This window comes from Shewanella aquimarina (assembly GCF_023349185.1).
Taxonomy (GTDB): Bacteria; Pseudomonadota; Gammaproteobacteria; order Enterobacterales; family Shewanellaceae; genus Shewanella; species Shewanella aquimarina.
Genome location: NZ_JAKIKY010000006.1, coordinates 19,226 through 39,183, shown reverse-complemented (window position 1 = coordinate 39,183; position 19,958 = coordinate 19,226). Strand labels below are relative to the sequence as shown.

19 protein-coding genes and 1 tRNA gene are annotated in these 19,958 nt (G+C 53.3%); 5 read left to right on the top strand and 15 right to left on the bottom strand.

Annotated features, from left to right (window positions below):
- Positions 1 to 6: 6 nt before the first annotated feature.
- From L2731_RS08825 to yejK, 14 genes are all read right to left on the bottom strand, one after another.
- On the bottom strand, positions 7 to 516 hold the full coding sequence (locus L2731_RS08825) for a DUF2878 domain-containing protein (protein WP_249252740.1): 510 nt from the start codon (positions 514 to 516) through the stop codon (positions 7 to 9).
- The gene (locus tag L2731_RS08820; protein WP_249252739.1) at positions 494 to 1,786 is read right to left on the bottom strand and encodes an SAM-dependent methyltransferase; all 1,293 of its coding nucleotides are present in this window, start codon (positions 1,784 to 1,786) and stop codon (positions 494 to 496) included. The genes L2731_RS08825 and L2731_RS08820 overlap by 23 nt, the downstream gene beginning before the upstream one ends.
- 81 nt (positions 1,787 to 1,867) lie before the next feature.
- Entirely contained in the window at positions 1,868 to 2,662 is a 795-nt protein-coding gene (locus L2731_RS08815) for a DUF1365 domain-containing protein (RefSeq protein ID WP_249252738.1), read from the bottom strand.
- Positions 2,659 to 3,912 carry an NAD(P)/FAD-dependent oxidoreductase gene (locus L2731_RS08810; protein ID WP_249252737.1) on the bottom strand — a complete coding sequence of 418 codons (1,254 nt, stop codon included), beginning with the start codon at positions 3,910 to 3,912 and terminating at the stop codon, positions 2,659 to 2,661. Before L2731_RS08810 ends, L2731_RS08815 begins: the two co-directional genes overlap by 4 nt.
- The gene (locus L2731_RS08805) at positions 3,909 to 4,631 is read right to left on the bottom strand and encodes an SDR family NAD(P)-dependent oxidoreductase (RefSeq protein WP_249252736.1); all 723 of its coding nucleotides are present in this window, start codon (positions 4,629 to 4,631) and stop codon (positions 3,909 to 3,911) included. The genes L2731_RS08810 and L2731_RS08805 overlap by 4 nt, the downstream gene beginning before the upstream one ends.
- A gap of 9 nt (positions 4,632 to 4,640) precedes the next feature.
- Positions 4,641 to 5,084, bottom strand: a complete 444-nt coding sequence (locus tag L2731_RS08800; protein WP_249252735.1) for a nuclear transport factor 2 family protein — start codon at positions 5,082 to 5,084, stop codon at positions 4,641 to 4,643.
- 1 nt (position 5,085) lies between these two features.
- Complete coding sequence (gene phrB, locus L2731_RS08795; RefSeq protein ID WP_249252734.1) at positions 5,086 to 6,492, bottom strand: deoxyribodipyrimidine photo-lyase; 1,407 nt, start codon at positions 6,490 to 6,492, stop codon at positions 5,086 to 5,088.
- Entirely contained in the window at positions 6,489 to 7,433 is a 945-nt protein-coding gene (locus tag L2731_RS08790) for a YbgA family protein (RefSeq protein ID WP_249252731.1), read from the bottom strand. Before L2731_RS08790 ends, phrB begins: the two co-directional genes overlap by 4 nt.
- 34 nt (positions 7,434 to 7,467) lie before the next feature.
- Entirely contained in the window at positions 7,468 to 8,181 is a 714-nt protein-coding gene (locus L2731_RS08785) for a ChrR family anti-sigma-E factor (protein ID WP_249252730.1), read from the bottom strand.
- Complete coding sequence (locus L2731_RS08780; RefSeq protein ID WP_249252729.1) at positions 8,174 to 8,806, bottom strand: sigma-70 family RNA polymerase sigma factor; 633 nt, start codon at positions 8,804 to 8,806, stop codon at positions 8,174 to 8,176. The genes L2731_RS08785 and L2731_RS08780 overlap by 8 nt, the downstream gene beginning before the upstream one ends.
- 57 nt (positions 8,807 to 8,863) lie before the next feature.
- Positions 8,864 to 9,553 carry an LON peptidase substrate-binding domain-containing protein gene (locus L2731_RS08775; protein ID WP_249252728.1) on the bottom strand — a complete coding sequence of 230 codons (690 nt, stop codon included), beginning with the start codon at positions 9,551 to 9,553 and terminating at the stop codon, positions 8,864 to 8,866.
- A gap of 265 nt (positions 9,554 to 9,818) precedes the next feature.
- On the bottom strand, positions 9,819 to 10,667 hold the full coding sequence (locus L2731_RS08770) for a M23 family metallopeptidase (RefSeq protein ID WP_462939100.1): 849 nt from the start codon (positions 10,665 to 10,667) through the stop codon (positions 9,819 to 9,821).
- Positions 10,668 to 10,751: 84 nt separating this feature from the next.
- Positions 10,752 to 11,636, bottom strand: a complete 885-nt coding sequence (locus tag L2731_RS08765) for a 6-carboxytetrahydropterin synthase (RefSeq protein ID WP_249252726.1) — start codon at positions 11,634 to 11,636, stop codon at positions 10,752 to 10,754.
- Positions 11,637 to 11,882: 246 nt separating this feature from the next.
- Positions 11,883 to 12,914, bottom strand: coding sequence for a nucleoid-associated protein YejK (gene yejK / locus L2731_RS08760; RefSeq protein WP_011865271.1), 1,032 nt, complete (start codon positions 12,912 to 12,914; stop codon positions 11,883 to 11,885).
- A gap of 77 nt (positions 12,915 to 12,991) precedes the next feature.
- Between yejK and L2731_RS08755 the strand changes: the two genes are divergently transcribed.
- From L2731_RS08755 to L2731_RS08745, 3 genes are all read left to right on the top strand, one after another.
- A complete protein-coding gene (locus tag L2731_RS08755) occupies positions 12,992 to 13,207 on the top strand; it encodes a YejL family protein (protein WP_011865270.1) in 216 nt (71 codons plus the stop codon).
- A gap of 100 nt (positions 13,208 to 13,307) precedes the next feature.
- Entirely contained in the window at positions 13,308 to 15,095 is a 1,788-nt protein-coding gene (locus L2731_RS08750; protein ID WP_249252725.1) for a DUF3413 domain-containing protein, read from the top strand.
- A 137-nt stretch (positions 15,096 to 15,232) separates the two neighbouring features.
- A tRNA-Pro gene (locus L2731_RS08745) sits at positions 15,233 to 15,309 on the top strand.
- 305 nt (positions 15,310 to 15,614) lie between these two features.
- Here L2731_RS08745 and L2731_RS08740 read toward each other — a convergent pair.
- Positions 15,615 to 16,250 carry a hypothetical protein gene (locus L2731_RS08740; protein ID WP_249252724.1) on the bottom strand — a complete coding sequence of 212 codons (636 nt, stop codon included), beginning with the start codon at positions 16,248 to 16,250 and terminating at the stop codon, positions 15,615 to 15,617.
- Between the two features lie 211 nt (positions 16,251 to 16,461).
- Between L2731_RS08740 and L2731_RS08735 the strand changes: the two genes are divergently transcribed.
- The gene (locus L2731_RS08735) at positions 16,462 to 17,286 is read left to right on the top strand and encodes a hypothetical protein (protein WP_249252723.1); all 825 of its coding nucleotides are present in this window, start codon (positions 16,462 to 16,464) and stop codon (positions 17,284 to 17,286) included.
- Positions 17,287 to 17,755: 469 nt separating this feature from the next.
- Complete coding sequence (locus tag L2731_RS08730) at positions 17,756 to 19,924, top strand: sensor domain-containing diguanylate cyclase (RefSeq protein ID WP_249252721.1); 2,169 nt, start codon at positions 17,756 to 17,758, stop codon at positions 19,922 to 19,924.
- The last annotated feature ends 34 nt before the right edge of the window (positions 19,925 to 19,958 follow it).

Genomic DNA, 19,958 nt, shown 5'->3' with positions numbered 1-19,958 from the left:
CTCACCTCACTTTCTTACCTGACTCACTTGCTGCGCAGATAACATCCCCTGCCCCCACACCAACAAAGGCAGGAGCAATGCCCAAACCGGCGCCGTGACCAACCAAAAATTGAGATCGGACAGTGGGGTCGCCAACGCCCCCAGGCTCAGACCGGCCCAGTAGCTGCCCGCCCCACCGAAGGCGCCGATAAGCATCAGCCAAGGCAGGCCGAGCCGTGACAGCGCGCGCAGGCTATGGTTAAGACTCATCAAGAAGATCACCCAAAGAAGGGCTAGCCAGAGAGGAAATGCCGACTCGATGCCGCGAAAACAGCCGAGGGCAATCAGCACGCCATCGACCAGCAAGCCTAGCGGCAGCAGCGCCATCAGCCTCAGATCCGCTTTCAGACTGGGCGACAGCAGGCAATGCAAGATGATCAGCCCAGAGATGATGTAGCTGGCCGATTGCGTCAGCCAGGCCGCCGACCACCAGGCCAGCTGGAACAGGCCAAGGTTAATAAGCCAGAACGCTTTCATCCTGAGCCCCAAAATACCTGGGCTTACGGGCAACCAGATGATGAGTGGCGATCAGCCGCTCCTTGAATGCCCCTTCGCAGTAACAGAAGTAGAATAGCCAGAGACGCTTGAAGCTGGCGTCATAACCCAGTGCCTCCAGCTGCGGCCAGGCCTGCTCGAAGGCCTGACGCCAGTCATACAGGGTTCTGGCATAGTGCAGGCCAATATCTTGCAGATCGCAGATCACCATGTCGGTCCGCTTGGCGATCTGCTCGCTCATCACGGCTACCGAGGGCAGACAGCCACCGGGGAAGATATATTTCTGAATGAAGTCGACGCCCCTGCGATACTTGTCATAGCGACCATCGCTGATGGTTATGGCCTGCAGCAGCATCTTGCCGTCTTGCTTGAGTCGCTTTGAACAGGTCTCGAAGAAGGTCCCCAGGTATTCGTGGCCCACGGCCTCTATCATCTCTATGGAGACCAGCTTGTCATACTGCCCCGTGAGGCGACGATAGTCCTGCTTGAGCAGGGTTATCTGCTCGCTAAGGCCAGCCTCTTCTATCCTTGTCTTGGCATATTGATACTGGGCATCGGATATGGTGGTCGTAGTAACCTGGCAGCCATAATGCTGCGCCATATAGATGGCCAGTGCGCCCCAGCCTGTGCCTATCTCCAGCACATGCTCGCCCGGTTTGAGCTCCAGCTTGTCGCAGATGGTACGCAGCTTATTTTGCTGCGCCTGGGCCAGGCTCTGCGCCGCTTCATCATAGAGGGCGCAGGAGTAGAGCATGCTCGAATCGAGAAAGCGCTCGTAGAGCTCGTTGCCTATGTCGTAGTGAGCAAGGATGTTGCGCTTGGCGCCCTGCTCGGTATTGCGCTGACTCAGCCTTAAAAACAGATGCTTGATGCGGGTCAGCCAGGCCACCTTCTGCTCCAGGGCATCCAGCCGGGTTTGATTGCGGGCCATCAGCTGGATCAGGAGGGTAAGATCAGGGCTGGTCCACTTACCGTCGAGAAAGGCCTCGGCGGCGCCTATGCTACCGCCCTGAATAAGGTCCCGATAGAAGCTGGGATCCAGCACCACAATCTCGGCGTTAAGACCAGAGGTTAGCTCACCAAATTGCTGACGAGTGTCGCTTTCGACCAAGGTGATACGTCCCCCCTGGAGCTGCTCCAATAGACGGAGAACCAGGGCGCGATATCTTGGCTTAGCGCCGCGCTTAACGGCCTCGTTAACTGCTGCGCCGCGAGGCTTCACGCCGTTTTCTTGTTTGATTATCTGTTCCATCTCTACCTCGCTAAATGAAATACTCTCTGATTCAGGCTCTATGTTGCGCCGCCCCGTTGGTTACGCCCGCGGTGATCTTTGCTACTTGGCCGACTCACCGACATCGGGATGCGTGATAAAAGGCACGCGCTTAACAAACAGCTTAAGGGCCTGCCAGTAGATCCCCAGGACCATCTTTACCGTCATCGCCGGGATCCTGAGCCAGGTGCTCATCAGGTTGCTTGGGGTGATCCCCTGCCTGTCGAGCGCCAAAGTGGCATCGAACACCTTAGTGACCCCCTCGGTCTCCCGATGGTTTTCGATATGCACCATCGCCTTGGCCGTCGGCGGCGACACCCGCCAGTGGTAGGTCATCTCCATCTCCATGAAGGGCGATACATGAAATGCCTTGTTAATCTTCATCTCACCCTCCAGGCTCAACAGGTAATAGTGCCTCTGATTCCATGGCGTATTACTCACCTCGGCCAACATGTAGCGGCAAACTTGCTGCTCGTCGTAACAGAAGTAGAAGTTGATGGGGCTGAAATAGATCCCCAGGCAGCGGCACTGGGCCAACATCACCACCCTGTTGTCTGCCTGCCAACGTCCACCGAGTGCGACGACTTTCTGGGCAATACGCTGCTTAAGGCTGCCGGGTTCATTTTTGAGGTAATCTTTTTCATAAAAACGTATGGGGTTGAACCAGCGCTGGCCAAACAGCCAGCTGCGGGCGGTGACGGCCGGCAGCTCGTCGAGATCCAGCCCCATCATGTAGAGACGATAGCCGAAGGCATGTGGGATATCGCCAAACCTGCGATGACGCACCTGGCCCGTATAGATGCCGCTATGCTCATCAAGCTCTCGAGGGCTGGACGAGCCTTGACCCAATGCACTCATAGACTCATCCCGAAGCGCTTGGTGACATCCAGGGCACTGCGCACGCCATCTTCATGAAAACCGTTGTACCAGTAGGCGCCGACAAAATGGGTGTGAGCCTTACCGCAGATCTCCAGGCGCCGCTGCTGGGCCGCGACACTGGCCTCGTTCAGCACGGGATGGTGATAGACAAAGCGGCGCAGCACCTTGTCATCCTCTATCTCCTCACTCTGATTCAGGGTGACACAGAAGGTGGTATTACTCTCTATGCCCTGCAGTATGTTCATGTTGTAGGTGACGCAGGCCGCACGCTCGAGATTATCATCCAGCATGTAGTTCCAACTCGCCCAGGCCAGTGGCCGCTTAGGCAATAACTTGATGTCGGTGTGCAGCACGACCTCGTTGCGGCTGTAGGGGATGCTCCCCAGAACCGCTTGCTCCTCGGGCGTTGCATCCCCCAGCAGCGCGAGCGCCTGGTCCGAGTGACAGGCGAAGATCACCTCATCGAATACCTGTGTCTCCCCCCCTTGCATCACTAACCTTACCTCACCGTCGTGGCGATATACCCCCTCAATCTGGCTACCTAAATGTACCGGACAAGAGAGGCCGGCGAGGATCGCCTCAACATATTGGCGCGAGCCGCCTGGCACCACATACCACTGCGGCCTGTCACTGATGTTGAGCAGGCCATGGTTATAGAAGAAACGGATGAAAAACTTAAGCTCGAAGGCCTGCATCTCTTTCAGGCTGGTCGACCAGATAGCCGCCCCCATGGGCAGTATGTAGTGCTCGCTGAAAAATGATGAAAAGCCATGCTGCGTCAGAAACTCCCCCAGGGTCATCCCCTCGGGCACGGCGTCCTGGCCATAACTCTCCTTGCAGAGTCGATTGAAGCTTAAGATCTCACTCAGCAGACGCCAGAAACGGGGACGAAACAGGTTGCGCCGCTGGGCAAACAGGCTATTGAGGCCGTGGCCGTTATACTCGAAACCTGTCTGACGATTATGGACGCTGAAGCTCATCTCGGTGGCCTGTCCCTCAATGCCAAGCATGGCCAGCAGGCGATTGAAGTTGGGGTAAGTTCTGTCGTTAAACACGATAAAGCCGGTGTCTATGGCGTAGTCGCGCCCCTGGTGATTTATATCGACGGTGGCCGTGTGGCCGCCCACATAGTCGTTCTGTTCAAACAGGGTCACCTCATAGTGCTTGTCCAGCAGATAGGCGCAGGTCAGGCCCGAGATGCCCGAGCCGATAATGGCAATTTTCTTCATGGAGACACCATCCTCATGGCGAGACGACGCCAGAGTGAAAAAGGTAACAGCGAGAGGCCACGCATCACCAGGATAAACAGGCGCGGGAAGCGTATGTCACGCTTACCCTTGGCGATACCACGCATTATGGTGTCGGCCGCCTCCTCGGCGCCGATCATCATGGGCATGGCGAAGGTGTTGCGATCGGTGAGCGGTGTCTGCACAAAGCCCGGATGCACCAGGGTCACCTCTATCTGATGTCTCGCCAGATCGATGGCCAGCACCTTGGCCAGATAACTCAGTCCCGCCTTGGAGGTGCCATAGGCTTCGGCTCGTGGCAGCGCGAGCAGCTGAGCGCTGGAGCTCACCAACACCAGGCGACCGCCGGGTCTTAGCCTTGGCAACCAGGCCTGCAGGGCATAGCCGATGGCGATAAGATTGATATTGATGATCTTCTCGAAACGCTTAGCATCGAAATTAAGGGCATCGTCGATATATTCGCAATCCCCGGCGTTGAGGATCAGCAGATCCAGCGGTCCACTAGCCGCAGGCAGCTCGGGATAGCTATCATACTGGGTCAAATCGAAACAGAGGGCATCAATATTTGCCGATGCCTGTGTGAGTGTATCGAGCTTTGCCTGGCTGCGCCCGCAGGCCAGTACCTGGTGACCGGCCTTGGCATAGCCCAGGGCCAGCTGCTTGCCGATCCCCGAGGTGGCGCCCGTTATCATGAGTTTCATCCCGGCCTCCTAGTTCACGGCGCGGCGTTTTACCGCGCGGATCAGGCTGCCGAGCAACGGCAGCTGTTCATATAACATGGCGCCGACATCGAAGTAATCCCTGTGATAGATCACCTTGTTGTCCTTGGCCCGCAGTTGAGAGTGCCCCTCGACCTCAATTGGCTGGCAGCCATTAAGCTGTTTGTGTCTGAAGGTCATGGTCCAGTAGACGGCGGCCTCGCCCTGATGCTCTAAGACCGACGCTATGGTGAAGTCACAGCTTATCACCTGGTGATAAAGCCCTTGAAAATAGCCCAGCAGGCCATCCAGCCCCTCGACGCGATGCAGGGGATCGCAAAACACTATGTCGGGATGATAGATCCGTCGCAGCCCCTCCAGGTTCTCTGTGCCGAGGTCGCTATACACGGCGATAAAGTTTTGTAACCACAAGGCGTTTGCCATCGTCTTTGTCATCCTATTCCACCTTATAAAACGCCAGGGCCCTTGCACGCGCCGCCTTATGGTCCACTATCGGCGCGGGGTAGATCTCACCCTTGCCCTGACTCACCAAATAGTCATGGGGGAAGTGGATCTGCTTGTCGGGCACCTCACTTAACTCTGGTAGATACTTACGGATGAAATCGCCCCGAGGATCAAATTTTTGGCTCTGGGTGATAGGGTTGAAGATCCTAAAATAGGGCTGGGCATCACAGCCCGTGCTGGCCGCCCACTGCCAGCCGCCGTTATTGGCACTAAAATCACCATCGATCAGCTGCTGCATAAAGAAGCGCTCGCCCTTGTGCCAGTCCACCAGCAGGTGTTTAGTCAGAAAACTGGCCACTATCATCCTTAGACGATTGTGCATCCAGCCGGTGCGGCGCAGCTGTTTCATGGCGGCATCGACTATGGGGTATCCGGTGCGTCCCTCGCACCAGGCCTGAAAGTGCGCCTCGTTATTGGGCCAGGGCAGCGACTCATACTTGGGCTGAAAACTCCTGCCCTTGATGAGATCGGGATAGTGAAACAGCAGATGTTTATAGAAGTCGCGCCAAATCAGCTCGTTGAGCCAGGAAAAGGCGGCGTGCTGGGAGTCATAGATCACCTCTGGATGACGCTGCACCAGTTGCAGTGCCAGCCAACGTGGGCTGATGGCGCCTATGGCTAAGTAGGGAGAGAGCCCCGAGGTGCCCTTGATAGCGGGGAAATCACGTAGTTCACTATAGTCGAGCAGCTTCTCCTGCCAAAAAGCGGGCAAGAGCTTAGTCATCACCTGCTCACTATCAGGCCAGATACTGGAGTCCTCCAGGGGATAATCTAAGGTAAAGGCGTCGGCACCGCCTACCAACACCTCATCACTCGTCAAAGGTTTCTCAAGTGTCGGCGTCGGCACACACTCTATGCCTCGAGCGGCGACACATTTAAGCCAGGCCTTCTTGAAGGGGGTAAATACCTTAAACATCTCCCCCTGCTGATTGAGCACGCCGCCGGGTGGCAAGATACAATCGTTTTGCCATAGCCTCAGCTCCAGGCCTGTGGCCATGACGTCGGCGTCACGCTGACGCTCATCGAGTTCCGGCTCGCCATTGGCCAGCAGCAGCGTGATTGCGTTAGCGCGGCAAAAGTCACACAGGACCTTTACCTGTTCGCTAAAGTCAGCGGCCGATAACACCAACAGCTCAATGCCATACTCAGATAGCCGTTTATGCATCAACTTAAGATGGCGTCGAATGAGATCGGCCTTGATCGGCGCCATATCATGGTTATGCCATTGGGCCGGGGTGGCGATAAAGACGGCCTGTTTTACCCCAAGGCGAACCGCCTCACTCAAGGCGGGGTTGTCATGGAGGCGAAAGTCCCTTCTCAGCCAGAGTAATGCGCTCAATAGCCATACCTCAGTCTCAGCTCCTTAGGATGAGGATTGAGATAAGCCTGCTGCTGCAGGTACTCGTTGGGATACTCGATAAGGTGATGTTTAATCAGCGTCAGTGGCACCAACAATGGTGACAGCCCCTCGCGATAGGCGGCGATCTCCTCGGTCAGCTCACGGCGCTTATGCTCATCGAGCTGGCGCTTAAAGTAGCCCTGCAGATGCTGCAGGGTGTTGGTATGACTGCGACGGGACGCCTTATTTTTAAGGGCCTGCATCAAACCAGAGATATAGCGCTCGCCCTGCTCCTCGACACCAATATCGGCGCGGCCCAGCAGACGCCCCAGCTCTCGGTAGCTCTGTACATGATGGCTCATCACCAGGTACTTATGGGCGCTGTGAAACTGTATCAGCTTGTGCCGGGTCAGCCCTTCGGCCTTAAGATCCAGCCACTTCTGATAGGTAAAGATACGGGTGGTGAAGTTTTCGCGAATGATGGGGTCATTCAACCTGCCGTTCTCCTCACAAGGCAGCAGCGGATTGGCCTTCATCACCTGCTCGGCGAACACACCAACACCTGTGGATTCAGAGCCTTTACCATGATGGTGATACACCTTCACCCGCTCCATGCCACAGCTCGGGCTCTTGGCACAAAACACGAAGCCCGCCAGATCCTGATAGCCTTGGGCGGCCTTAGCGCCGAACGCTTTCAGGGCCTCGGTCACATCGCCGCTGCCGTCGGGACGAGAGACGGTGATGATATTGTCCTTAACGATCTGCCTGATGGTTGGCCTAGGCACCGGCAGGCCGATAGCCATCTCTGGGCATACGGGCTTAAACTCGGCAAACTCCGCCAGTTGTTCCATGCAGAAACCGGACTTTTTATGGCCTCTGTCGAAGCGTACCGGCTCCCCCATCACACAGGCACTTATGCCTATCTTCAATTTCTTCTTCATGTCGCCTCCATTTAGCAGACCAGGCATCAAGGAATTAGTAGATAAAACGTCCGATTGGGTTAAGCAGCTGGCTCATCCCCTGGGTAAAATGGATCGCATCGCTGGAAACCGTGAGGCAGACACAGCCCTCTTCGGTCACCGGCTGATGGGTGTGCTGGCCGTCGAGCCAGATAAAGTCGCCCTTGCGATACTCGCCCATCTCATCGGTGAAGCTGCCCTGCAGCAGCAAGGTGATCTCGAACCCTTTGTGGGTGTGACAAGGCACGCTGCCACCTTTATCTATGTGCAGCAGGCTCATCCTGAGATCGCCATCGTCCAGTGCCAGGCGCGAGCGTGACAGCTTACCCATGCCCTGCCACTCCTTGAGGGGAATCGACCTGAGCGCCGTCGGCAGCGCGATACGCTCTCCTCCCACGGCAATTTCGGTAACGGTTTGCGGCAACTGACGCTTGTCATCGGCTTCCTCGGCCGTGATGGCGGCGATACACTCGTCGAAATCTTCTAGCTCGAACTCAAATTCGCCGGCCAGTTCGCTTGTCATATCGGTTACAAGCAACTCATCGCCTGCTGTCTCGTCAGCAAGTTCTCCAAAGGCGTCGATGGCAGCCTGCTGGGTTAACCGCTGCACCGAGCGGGCACATTCGGCGCACAGCTCGACGTGGCTCGACACCAATACGGATACCGAGGCGGGTAAGTTACCGGCAACAAACTGTGCCAGCACGTCAGAAGTGGGATGGTGATTAATCATGCTGCTGGTCTCCCATCTGCTGCTTGAGTTTCGCCAGGGCGAGCCTGAGTCTGGATTTAATGGTGCCTATGGGTACGCCGAACTGCTGTGCCAACTGCTCCTGGGAGAGTTCCTGATAGTAGACACCCTTGACCACGGCGCGTTGTGCCTCGGGCAGGCTGTCGACATAGGCAAGCATCTGCTTCTCCATCAGATGGTCGGCAAATTCAGGTAGTGCCTCTTCGCTCTGCACCTGCTCGATAGGCCAGATGTCGTCACCGAGATTCATCTCCGCCTTGGCCTTGACACGCCTGAGCATATCGAAGGCGGCATTACGCATCACGGTATAGACCCAAGTGGTGGCCGCGCCCTTGTCGCCGTCATAGAGATGCGCCTTGCGCCAGACATTACTCATGGTCTCCTGCACCAACTCGTGTGCCTGAGCCTCGTTGCCTAGCTGCTTGATACCAAAGCGTTTAATCTTAGGCGCAAAAAATTGAAACAGACGGGTAAACGCCTGCTTGTCCCTTGCATCGGCAACCCGCACCAACCAGACAGACAACTCTGGCGGTACCTGCGTCTCTGGATGACTGTTAATGTTCGCACTCCCTTTATCCGGGGCGCCTGCGCTAACAAATGTCTGCATCTGAATTCACGTATGACCCATAGATAATCGTCTATACGCAGGCGCCGGCAACTTGGATCAATTAATTTTGTCCTGACCCAAAATAAATGTATCGAGAAACGACTTTGCCTGAGGAAAACTGTTAGGCAAGATGAATTTCTCCTTCTCATTCAAAGATAAAGGCAATATCTCTAAAAAGCGAGCGCAGACCCAATCCAGCCGATTAAATTCTGGCTGAGGGTAGAGTTGCGCCAATGGAGGATGTTGTACAAACAGCTCGCTGAGGGCCTGCCCCAGCTCGCCGCGCCGAGCACTGGGCGGCTGAGAGGGCCAATGGTCGCGATAGCGACAGCGCGCCATCAACAGGCCGTCGCCACGCACCTCGAATCTGTCCAGGCTCACCAGATGACTGGCCCTAACATCGATAACCAGCAGGCCATCTTCGCCATGATGAAAATCGACGATTTGTACCTTGGTGCCCCAGTCGGGCACATTGAAATCAAAGGCCTTATCGTAGCGGGCGATCACAAAGCCGCTGCCTGTGGACTCAGCCGCCATGGATTCTGTAATCAAGGATTCTGAAACCATAGCAAGATAACGCTGCTCGAAGATCCTCAGGCGCTGCACGCCGCCCGGCAGCACAAACAGCGGCAGGGGGAAAACCGCCAGGGTCTGCTCCGCTAGCCTGGCTGGCTGCTGTTGCCGCGACTCTGTGTGACCCGCTTGCTGCGCCCCAGTGGCAGGGCTGGTTTCATGGGTGATCTTCATACTGACTTACACGACTCTTCTGCTTAAATGCTTTCCAACGCAGAAATCTAAGCGCTGTAACTTTGCTGCTTACGATATCTGCTTGACCTATAACTTGCATACGCAGCGATACCAAGAATCGATCACCCAAACGCCAGATGGGTTAAGAAAGCGAGAAACAGAGGAAGAGATAAAGAATGAGAGACATGAAAAAGGCGACCCTTGGCCGCCTTCACTAATATTTCGTTCCACTCACCTTGTCAGAGAGCGATTTACCATACTTGACCTAATTTGCCTGTTTGGTCTGTTTGGTCTGTTTGGCCTGGTTTTGACGCTCAAGCACACTCGCCATGGACGGTACCACAGTCACGGGATCCAGTCGCATCTGGAACCAGTTGAGACGCCAGTCAAGGTGCGGCCCGGTGGCACGTCCGGTGGCGCCCACCTCGGCAACGGGTTGACCCTGCTTGATGGTCTCACCCGGCTTCACATACAGCTTACTCAGGTGTAGGAAGCTGGAACTCACCCCATAGCCGTGGTCGATGATCATGGTACCGCCAGAGTAGAACATATCGGGCACAGAGAGGGTCACCACGCCATCGGCCGGCGCGACCACCACTGTGCCTGTCTTGGCCGCCACATCCACGCCATAGTGAGGATTGCCCGGCTTGCCGTTATAGACCCGCTGGCTGCCATACACGCCCGAGATGCGGCCGGTCAGCGGCCAGATGAAGTCTTGAGCAAAGGCGGTCTGCCCCGAGAAGGTGGCTCTGGCCGCCTTGACCTGCTTGCTGTCTTTGGCCGCGCGCTCTAGGGCCTTAGGATCTGGCTTCATGATCTTCTTGGCGATGCCATTGACCTTGTCTATCTTGTACTGCTTCTCGCTTATCTTGAGGGGCATAAACTGGGTCAGGCCATCTGGGTAGACAAGTTTAAGCTCTTGATTTAGCGCGGCTTCCCGCTCGAAACCGAAGGCAAACAGCCCCTCGGGACTCACCTTAACCGGCTCGCCGTTGAGCCATACCTGGGTTCCCGCCTGAGCCTGGCCGCGAATAAGCGCCCCCTGCTCCATCTTGCCACTCAAGTTAACCTCGGCCTTAGCGCCCACGGCGCCACCAAGACAGAGCACAGCCACAACTAAGCGCAACAAGTTCAAATTCGACTCCTATCGATTCAGGCTAATAAAGGATTAAGGCTAAGTAAAACGTCTGACAAGCTGCTAGACGTGACGCTCGCCTTTAGAGGCGATGGCGCCCTTACCCACGCCTTCATAGGCGATCACCTTAAATTCGCTCTCTGGGTTTTCGCTCGCCAGCGTGGTGGCGATAAAGTCGGCCAGTAGCTCTACCGTAGTATCGTGTGGGATGATCTCGCAGCGCTTCTTAGGCATGGCCAGCTGAAAATCCCCTTGCGGCGCCACATAGTGGAAACCGTAGTGGGTCTCATCGCTCACGCTTGTCTGCGGTGACAGGTCCAGCTCGTCCACCTCGACCAGGTCATCTTGGCTGCCGAGATAGATATCTTTCCAGCGGCGGGCCCAATACTCGTCCCACTTAGGCGCGGCGATGCCATTTTCAAACACGTTGATCGGGCTGCGATGACCGTGAGCGATACGCTGGCAGTTACCATCGTGTTTCTTCAGGCCATGAGAATAGTGGTAATAAGGGGTCTCGTGCAGCTCGTTACGCAGGGTCAATGCGATGCCCTGCACGTTGTCAGGCAGCACTTCTTTCAAGGCTTTCTGCAAGAAGGCGTTAACGCTGTCAAAATCGATGATCTCAGTGGGGATCAGGGCAAAGGCCTGAGCGGGACAGGCGAGATGGATATCTCCCTGCAGGCTGTTGAAATCCATCCAGACACGATCGCCCTGCTGCTGCCATCTCACCTCGGCGCAGGCAGTAGGGATAAGCAAGCGGTGATCGGCCACATCGTCTATGGTGTTCTTGATGGTGCGCTTTACCTTGGCAAAGTCCAGCACCATGTTCTGATCGTCCAGGCCGCCATCGAGCAGCACGTCGACAATCCAGCTCTCCCCGACCATGCCACGGATAGGGCACAGGTAAGAAAAATCGATTACGGTTAAATCTCTAACAAAAAGTTGCATTTACGCTCCGTCGGCAGAAAAACAGTCCACCTTAATTGATCCCATCGGCAAACGGCCGGAGGACACATTTGTTTCAACAGTACTGTTGTTTCAGCAGATAATTTCAACTCATCTGCGATATTTTAGCAAGTCATGCAGCGGTTAAGCGTTCGTCGTCTAACCAAACCGACTCACATTACACATCATAAATGAAAAAAGCGTCTAACACAGACGCTTTTTTCTGGCGCTGAATAGCCCGTTAATTGGTTATTGACCGCCCTTGAGGCGACGATCCAGCTGATCTTTGAGGTTAGCCGGCACGCCCTTGATCAAGATAGAATCTGAGATGGGGTCATAGATCACCCGCTCGCCCAGATGCTGACCGTCGAAGCTGATGGTCACGCCACCGCCGGTACCGGAGAACTTTTTCAGCTGACGCAAAGTCGGCTTATCGCCGGGAAACTCCTCTTCTAGCTCATAGTCGCCGCCCTGGGCGAAATCGTAGAAGGAGTCCATACCCGCATCGGCCAGTTCATCGGCCAAGTCTTTAAGCTGAATGTCGGCGCCGCTATCGACCCGCTCGGTGCAGTACTCGAACACCTTCTCGCGGCACTGCTGGCGCTCATCCTTGGTCAGCTCGCTGCTGGCCACGAAATCTTCTACCGCATTCATCAGCGACTTGTTCTGCGCCTTGGTGTTTACCCCTTCGACACAGCCCATGAAGTCGAGGAAGAAATCGGCCACCTTACGTCCGGCGCGGCCGCGCACGAAGGAGATATACTTGAGCGAGTCCGGATCGGCCTGCCACTCGGTCAGATCGATACGGGCTGCCAGCTGCACATTGTTGAGATCCAGGTGAGTGTTTTGCGACAGCTCCATATCGTCCAGCACCGTCATCGACGACTTGGCGTTGAGCAGAGAGACAAACAGGTAGTCGCTGGTCATATAGGTATAACAGGCCAGCAGCAGGAAGCCCCCCTGGCTGAAGTCATACTTGGCGAGCTCTTCCTGCAGCAGCTTACCCGCCATGCCGGAAAACTCGACGAACCCAAGCTCGCCACCCAGATACTGGCTCAGGGCCTCTTTAAACTGTGGGTTGGCTTCACCATCTTCGCCGTGGGTACCAAAATGACCAAACCCCTTACCCGACTTACTAGTGTAGGTTTGATGCAGCTCTTCGAGCATGGCTTCGACGGCTTGACTATTTAGCAGCGGTTGTGGACGCAATCTACAGCTGAGCTGGCCTTCGCCATCTTGGGATATCGCGTGAATAATTGCTTGTTCGACGTTAATACTCATAAGCCTCGATAGTGATGTTGGTAGAAATCCGTTATTATATGCCGCTATTTCAAATTAAAGTGAAAAAATTTTTAAATATGGCTATCCAATCTAAATATTCAAACGCCCAGGTCGAAGCCGTTATCGCCGAGATCCTGGCAGTACTCGACAAGCACCAGGCGCCGACCGACCTCAGCCTCATGGTGCTGGGCAACTGTGTGACAGATCTGCTGCTGCGCAAGGTGCCTGAAGAAGCGCGCGCCCAAGTGGCCGAGCAGTTTGCCAAGGCGCTGACCCAGTCGGTAAAAAGCTAACACTAACGGCTAAAAAAGCGGTTTTTGTTCGCAAAAAACTGGCCAATCCGCCTTAAAAAAAATTAAGATAGACAAGTATTTCAACAAATAACGGATCCCTATGATCGAGCGTAAAAAAGAGATGGGCCGTGATCGTGTGTCACGCTTAGTCAGTTGGGGGCATTGGTTTGCCTTCTTCAACGGCTTCTTGGCGATGATAGTCGGCGTCCGTTATATTGAAACCGTGGGCGCGCCCGAGTCTTGGATTGGCTGGGGTTATCTGGCCATCAGCACCCTGGGCCACTTTAGCTTCCTCGCCTTCATCGTCTATCTGGTGGTGCTGTTTCCCATCACCCTACTGCTGCCCTACTCCAAGATATTGCGCGGGCTCGCGGCCTTTGCCGCCACCCTTGGCCTGTGTATCTTGCTGTATGACACCCTAATTTACGACGACTACGGTCTGCACCTTAGTCCATTTGTATTCGACATTGCCTGGGCCGATCTCAACGCCCTGTTGCAGGGCACCTCCTATATAGTGACGCCGCTGGGGATCATCATCCTCGAGCTGACTGCCGCCAACTTCCTGTGGAAGCGGATAGAGAAGATCCGTAAGTCTAACTACGGCCCTAAGGTGGTCTTAGTGATCGGCCTGTGTTTCGTCAGCAGCCACCTGATCCATATCTGGGCCGATGCCGCCGACATCACGGAGATCACCCGCCTGGATGATGCCTACCCACTCTCTTATCCCGCCACCGCTCGCTCCTTCATGGAGAGCCACGGCATAGAGAAGAGCGACAAGCCTCAGGACCCGAGCAAGTTACAACCTAGCCTCAACTACCCGATCTCGCCGCTGCAGTGCAGCGCCAACCCTGAGATCAACATATTGATGGTCGCCATCGACGGCTTCAGGGCCGATCTGGTCAACAAGGACACCATGCCGTTCCTCTATGAATACGGCAAACACAACCACGAATTTAAGCAGCACCTGAGTGGCGGCAATATGCACAACAGCGGCATGTTCTCCCTGCTCTATGGCTTGCAGGGCAGCTATATCGCCGCCGACGATCTTAGCTATCGCTCACCCGTGTTCACCCAGGAGCTGGCCAAACAGGGCTATACCCTGGCACGCTTCGCCCCCGAGACAAGCACTATTCAGCCCCAGGCCATCTATCAGGACCTGACCTCCCACCTGCAGCCGCTGACCAATGGCGTGGCCGATGCCGATATTCAATCCATAGACAGCTTCGACCAGTGGCGCATGCAGCAGGAGAAACCTTGGTTTGCCCTGCTCAACCTGCAGAGCCCGGACAGCTACGATACCCCTATCGGCTTCCTGGGTATCGAGACGGTCAAACCCGCCACGCCACTCAAACCGGCGCAGAAGGTACTGTTTAACCAATATCGCCAGTCGCTCAACTTCATCGACAAGCAGCTACAGCGGCTTATCGAGCGCCTGCCCGACAGCACCTTCGTGATGGTCACCGGCGTCTCGGGCAAGGTCTTTACCGGCGACAACGACAACCAGCGTGGCAACCTGTCACCGGCCAACGTGCATGTGCCTTTGATCATCCACTGGCCCGGCATGGAGTATGACAAGACAGTCACTTACCCCAGCAGCCACTACGGCGTGGTGCCGACCCTGATGACTCAGCTGCTCGACTGCACCAACAAGCCGAGCGACTACAGCGCCGGGCGCAACATACTGCAGCCCCAAAGCGAGAACTGGACCTATATCGGCGACAATCTGGTGTTTGGTATCTACCAGGAAGATGAGATCACTGTGATCGATAGACACGGCAAATACCGTATCTATAACCGCGACTATAGCCAGCGTCTGCGCAACAAGAAGATCAGCGCCCCCGAGCTTATCCAGGTGATGCGCGAAGGACGACGCTTCTATAACCATTAGGGTAGTGAGTCGCTAGCGACTATAAACTAGCCAGTCGATCAGGCTCCACGGCTGAAACACTTGCACAGGGGCAAACGACTTGATAAAGTTCTGCCTGTTCGAAGCAGACCCCAAGTCTTTGCTGCTTTGGATAAAATCGGTATGTAGCGCAGCCCGGTAGCGCACTGTCATGGGGTGTCAGGGGTCGGAGGTTCGAATCCTCTCATACCGACCAAATTCAAAAAAGCCAGCTGAAAAGCTGGCTTTTTGCTGTCTGGGATTTGCTGTTTCCACATTCCTTTGCCTCAATAGCAACGTGCCATCCACGCCTTAAATCTGGATATGGTTAAGCCGGCTTAATAAACCTTCGCCTTGGCAAGGCTACCCTTCATCGATAATTAAGTAAATTAGCTGAGGGGGCAAAGCCAATCGCCAAGGCTTTGGGTTTAGATTTAACAGACATAAAAAGCACTCTCAGTTACATTGAGGTGCCCATTCTGAGTATGGAGGCTTGGCTAGTGAATTGGGAAGGTTAAGGGATTAATTAATACCTTGTTCGTACTTGGCGACAATATCTTTTATAGAACCCAAATACTGAAATAGCTCTTCACTGTACTCTTTCAGCTTTGTGTAATCTCGACATTTTAAATATTTATTTGTCTTGCTTGATAGTATTCTAACAAGCTCACTCAACATCTGGGCTTTTGTTTCAGAGCCATCTACCATACATAACTTATCAATAATTCGAGCTTCAGCTCTCAAACTATCAATGATGCCTATCAACTGGCTCTCTTTTCGTTCTAGAAAATCTATTGTGCTCTCTGCAACATTTTCTTTTTTACCAAGATAAACCTTAAGCAACGAGATGTGTAATAGTTCGGCAGCAGAATTAAGCTTTTCTTCATAAGTAAGTAATTGCTTATTAAAGTCGGTTAATTTTGTAAGTCTGGCTGCACTGTATAATTGTCTTCGCCAACTATCAACACCTCTAAATGCTGCATATGCACCAATAAAAGCTGCTAACGCAGTCAACACTTGACCGAGTTCAACCAATGTTTTTAAAAACGGTTGTAAAGATTTTATAAAGTGAAATAAGCAAGCCACCAAGACAAACACAATGACAAAAATTAAAATTTTTTTCCAAGCGCTGTTATACAACTTTTCTATGCCTATCATTTTGCTTCCTCATAATACCTATCAGGCCCATTTACTTTACCATGAAGCGAGTTTAAAACTCGTTAAAACTCCCTTAAATCGATAAATTCCTTTTGCCATAATATACGAAGTAGGCGCGGCTTAATTACAACAGAGGCTTTTTAGGTTTTGATATCCTCTAATCTGCATCGTAGAATCATGTTCATACATTTTGTCCCCCCATGGAAGGCACATGACAACCAATCACTCAAAGCAAGAGCAAGACGCTATCCAACAGCAAATCAGACCCGATGTGGACAAAGACTTCTCATTTAAGTGGTTAATCATTCTGCTTGCCCTACTAGGTGCATGTATTCTTGCGCTCTATTTCATGAACTTCAGCGGTAGCTGGGGTAATCAAGCTGACTTTGGCGCTTTCGGTGACTATGTTGGGGGAGTGCTTAACCCAGTTCTAGGATTTGCTACTGTTGGCCTACTGATCTGGTCACTTAAAATGCAACGCGATGAGCTATCCCTGTCACGGCAAGAGCTAGCCTTGACCCGGCAAGAACTGAAAGAGACCAAAGAAGAAACCGCTTTGAGTCGGCAAGCAATGGAAGCGCAGGTCGCTCACTTAAAGCAAGAAGCAAAGTTGAATGAGTTACGTGGCATGTTAAGCGCGCAACTTGACATCATCAATGAATGTCTTTCAAATTCTGTTCATATAGGCGATGGACTCAATACCACCTTCAGAGCAATCTTAAATAACGAATCAATAGTTCAAAACCGCCACCAGCAGTTGAGACATTTATTTCGTGCGACAACTAAAAATCCTGTTCAGAAAATCGGCAAGAGATTAGAAATTCAAATCAAGCTGTTCGCTTTTTTGTGTCTAGAATATTCAAAAGAATCCAACTCACCAACTTATGCATTGCCTTACTTAACTAATGCATTGTCCTTGCTAGAGAATTTCAACGATTTTCAACCACAAAATATACTCAAGGACTTAATGGAAGACATTGGTGCCAGAATAACTGAGGGTAAGGAACAGGCTACCTCTCCATCAGAAAGTCTGTAATTATCAAAAGAACGCTCAGGCCACCTTCTGCCGATAAACCTATATAAGGACGAGCAGACACCGCGACTGGCGCGGCTGGCATATCGTCGGTACCACCGATGGATGGCTGCATAGAACCTATTGCTGCCTACTTCGATCCAGAAGTCTACGCTTTAACTGAAGCCAAATTACCGGGGCTCAACTACTGTATATCTCACCTATACCGAGTAGCATAAAAGCGTTCCCTAACGCGAACAAGCAACATCTTCAACCACAAAAGAGTGATAAGAAACATTTGGTTAGCATTTAACTGGGGATTCCCTTACACTCCTATTTAAGCGTGTCAGTATCGATACAGGCCTAGAAAATAGCCCTGAATGCGGCCGATAAAGCCTATTCGGGGCTCGGGCAGACAGCATTCGCTGTGGCAGTTCTGTAAGCATTTTTTGCGTCATCTGCGTCGTCAATGAAAGATTAGGGAAGAATGTAATTGATCAATAAGAATCACCTTGGGTTTGCCGTGCTACTGGGTTTACTCGGCTTGCTGGTTAACCTGGCACCTATTCCCCTTTTTGGTAACCAACAGCTGATCATTGGTAACCTCTTCTTCGTGATCGTGGCCATCTTCCTCGGCCCCTGGTATGCCCTATTAACCTCCCTGCTGTGCGCCACCGGCCTCCACCTCGCCTGGGACAGCTGGCACATGTATCTGCTCTTTCCCTTAGAGGCGCTGTGGCTGGGCTATGCCCGGCGCAAGGAATTTTATACCCTGTATGCCGATATCACCTTCTGGCTGCTGCTCGGCATGCCGCTCTTCTATCTGTACGCCAACCTGGTGTTTCAGATGCCAAACAGCTACATGACCTTTATCACCCTCAAGCAGGGGATCAACGGCATGCTCTATACGGCGATCGGAGCCATCTGCGTCACCATGTTACCTAATCATCTGCATATTCAAGGCAAGCTGATTAACCAAAAGCGTAAGAGTTTCAACGCCCAGCTCACCTACACCTTTACCCAGGTAATGACCTTGGTGCTGTTAGTCTCGGCGCTGATCTTCAACAACAACTCCATTGAGCAGCAGCAAAAGGATGTAAAACTCAACCTGGAAGACTCGGCGGCGCACCTTGGCAAGGCCACCGAGAGCTTTATTCAGGGGCATATCAGTGCCATAGATAATGCGGCGCGCTGGTTGAGCCTGTCTAACTATGATTCGGCCCAGTGGCAGAGCCTGTTATCTAAATTGCACCAGAGCTACCCGTTTTTTATCTCTATGCTGATCGCCGATGATGAGGCGCTCATCTCTGCCGCCAGCCCTATCTCTAGACTGGACAAGGATGTGGTTAAGAACAAAGACCTCAGCATCCGCGACAGACACTATTTTCAGGAAGCCTTTTACAATCAGCTGACCTTTATCTCTCCAGCCTTCCTCGGCCGGGGCTTTGGCTCAGATCCCATCGTCGCCATCAGTGCGCCGATTTATTCCAGAGACAACCACGTCACGCCCATAGGGATCATCGAAGGCTCATTAAACCTGACCAAGTTTGCCAGCATAGATGAACGCAACCGTGAATATCATGAGCAGGCCATGGTACTCACCGACGAGAATGACTTGGTGATATACGCCTCGGAATCGCTACAACTGGCTCCCTTGACGCCACTTAAGGTAGCTACTTCGGGGCAGCGCTACCGCACCAGCCTGAACATGATCAATTTTCGCAAGCTCGACAGCCTAAGCCCCGAGTTTGCCTACACTAAATATGTGCTGAAAAACGGCTGGTCACTCTATGTAGTGATGCCTTTCGAGCCACTGATAAAGCAAGTGGAGCAGCAATACCTGACTACCTTTAGCCTGCTGTTTGTCGCCTTTATCATCACCATATTACTGATCAAGGTGATCAGTTACCGTCTGACCCAACCACTAGAGACCATCGCCAAGAAGTTTAGCCAGTGGGGCATGACCCAACATCAAGATGAGGTGATGTCTGACACCACCCCCAAGGAGATCTACGCCCTCTCCAGCAGCATTCAGAAGAGTAAACAGGAGCTGATCAGCTATCAGCTGGAGCTGGAAGAGAAAGTGGCCCTACGCACGGTAGAACTGGAAGATGCCAACCTTAAACTCCAGGCGCTGGCGGAGCGTGACGAATTGACACACCTCTACAATAGGCGCTATGTGGAAAACCATTTCGCCAATATTCACGACATGTGCAAGCGCAGCTATGCGGCATTGGCGTTCTGCATCATAGATATCGACCACTTTAAGAAGATCAACGACACCTATGGCCATCAGATGGGCGATAAAGCCCTGGTTGCCCTGGCCGAGCTAATGCAGCAGTTCTTTAAGCGAGACACGGATATCGTTTCTCGCTATGGCGGTGAAGAGTTCTTGCTCGTGCTGCCCCAATGCAACGCCCTGCAGGTAGAGCAACACCTGAACCAGTTTAGAGAGCAGGTCGCAGCCTATCAGATTGAGGTACCGGGCCGGCAAGCGATCGGCATGACCATTAGCATAGGCGCGGTGATCAGCAATGCCGGCTATATGAGCGACATAGATCATTGGTTCAAGATGGCCGACCTTAACCTCTACGAGGCTAAGGAAAATGGCCGAAATCGCGTGGTCTGTTCGCTGCTATCGGCCGACGATCAGTTCAGCTAACATCGGCGACAAGCCGCCAGGCTTTAACTAATAG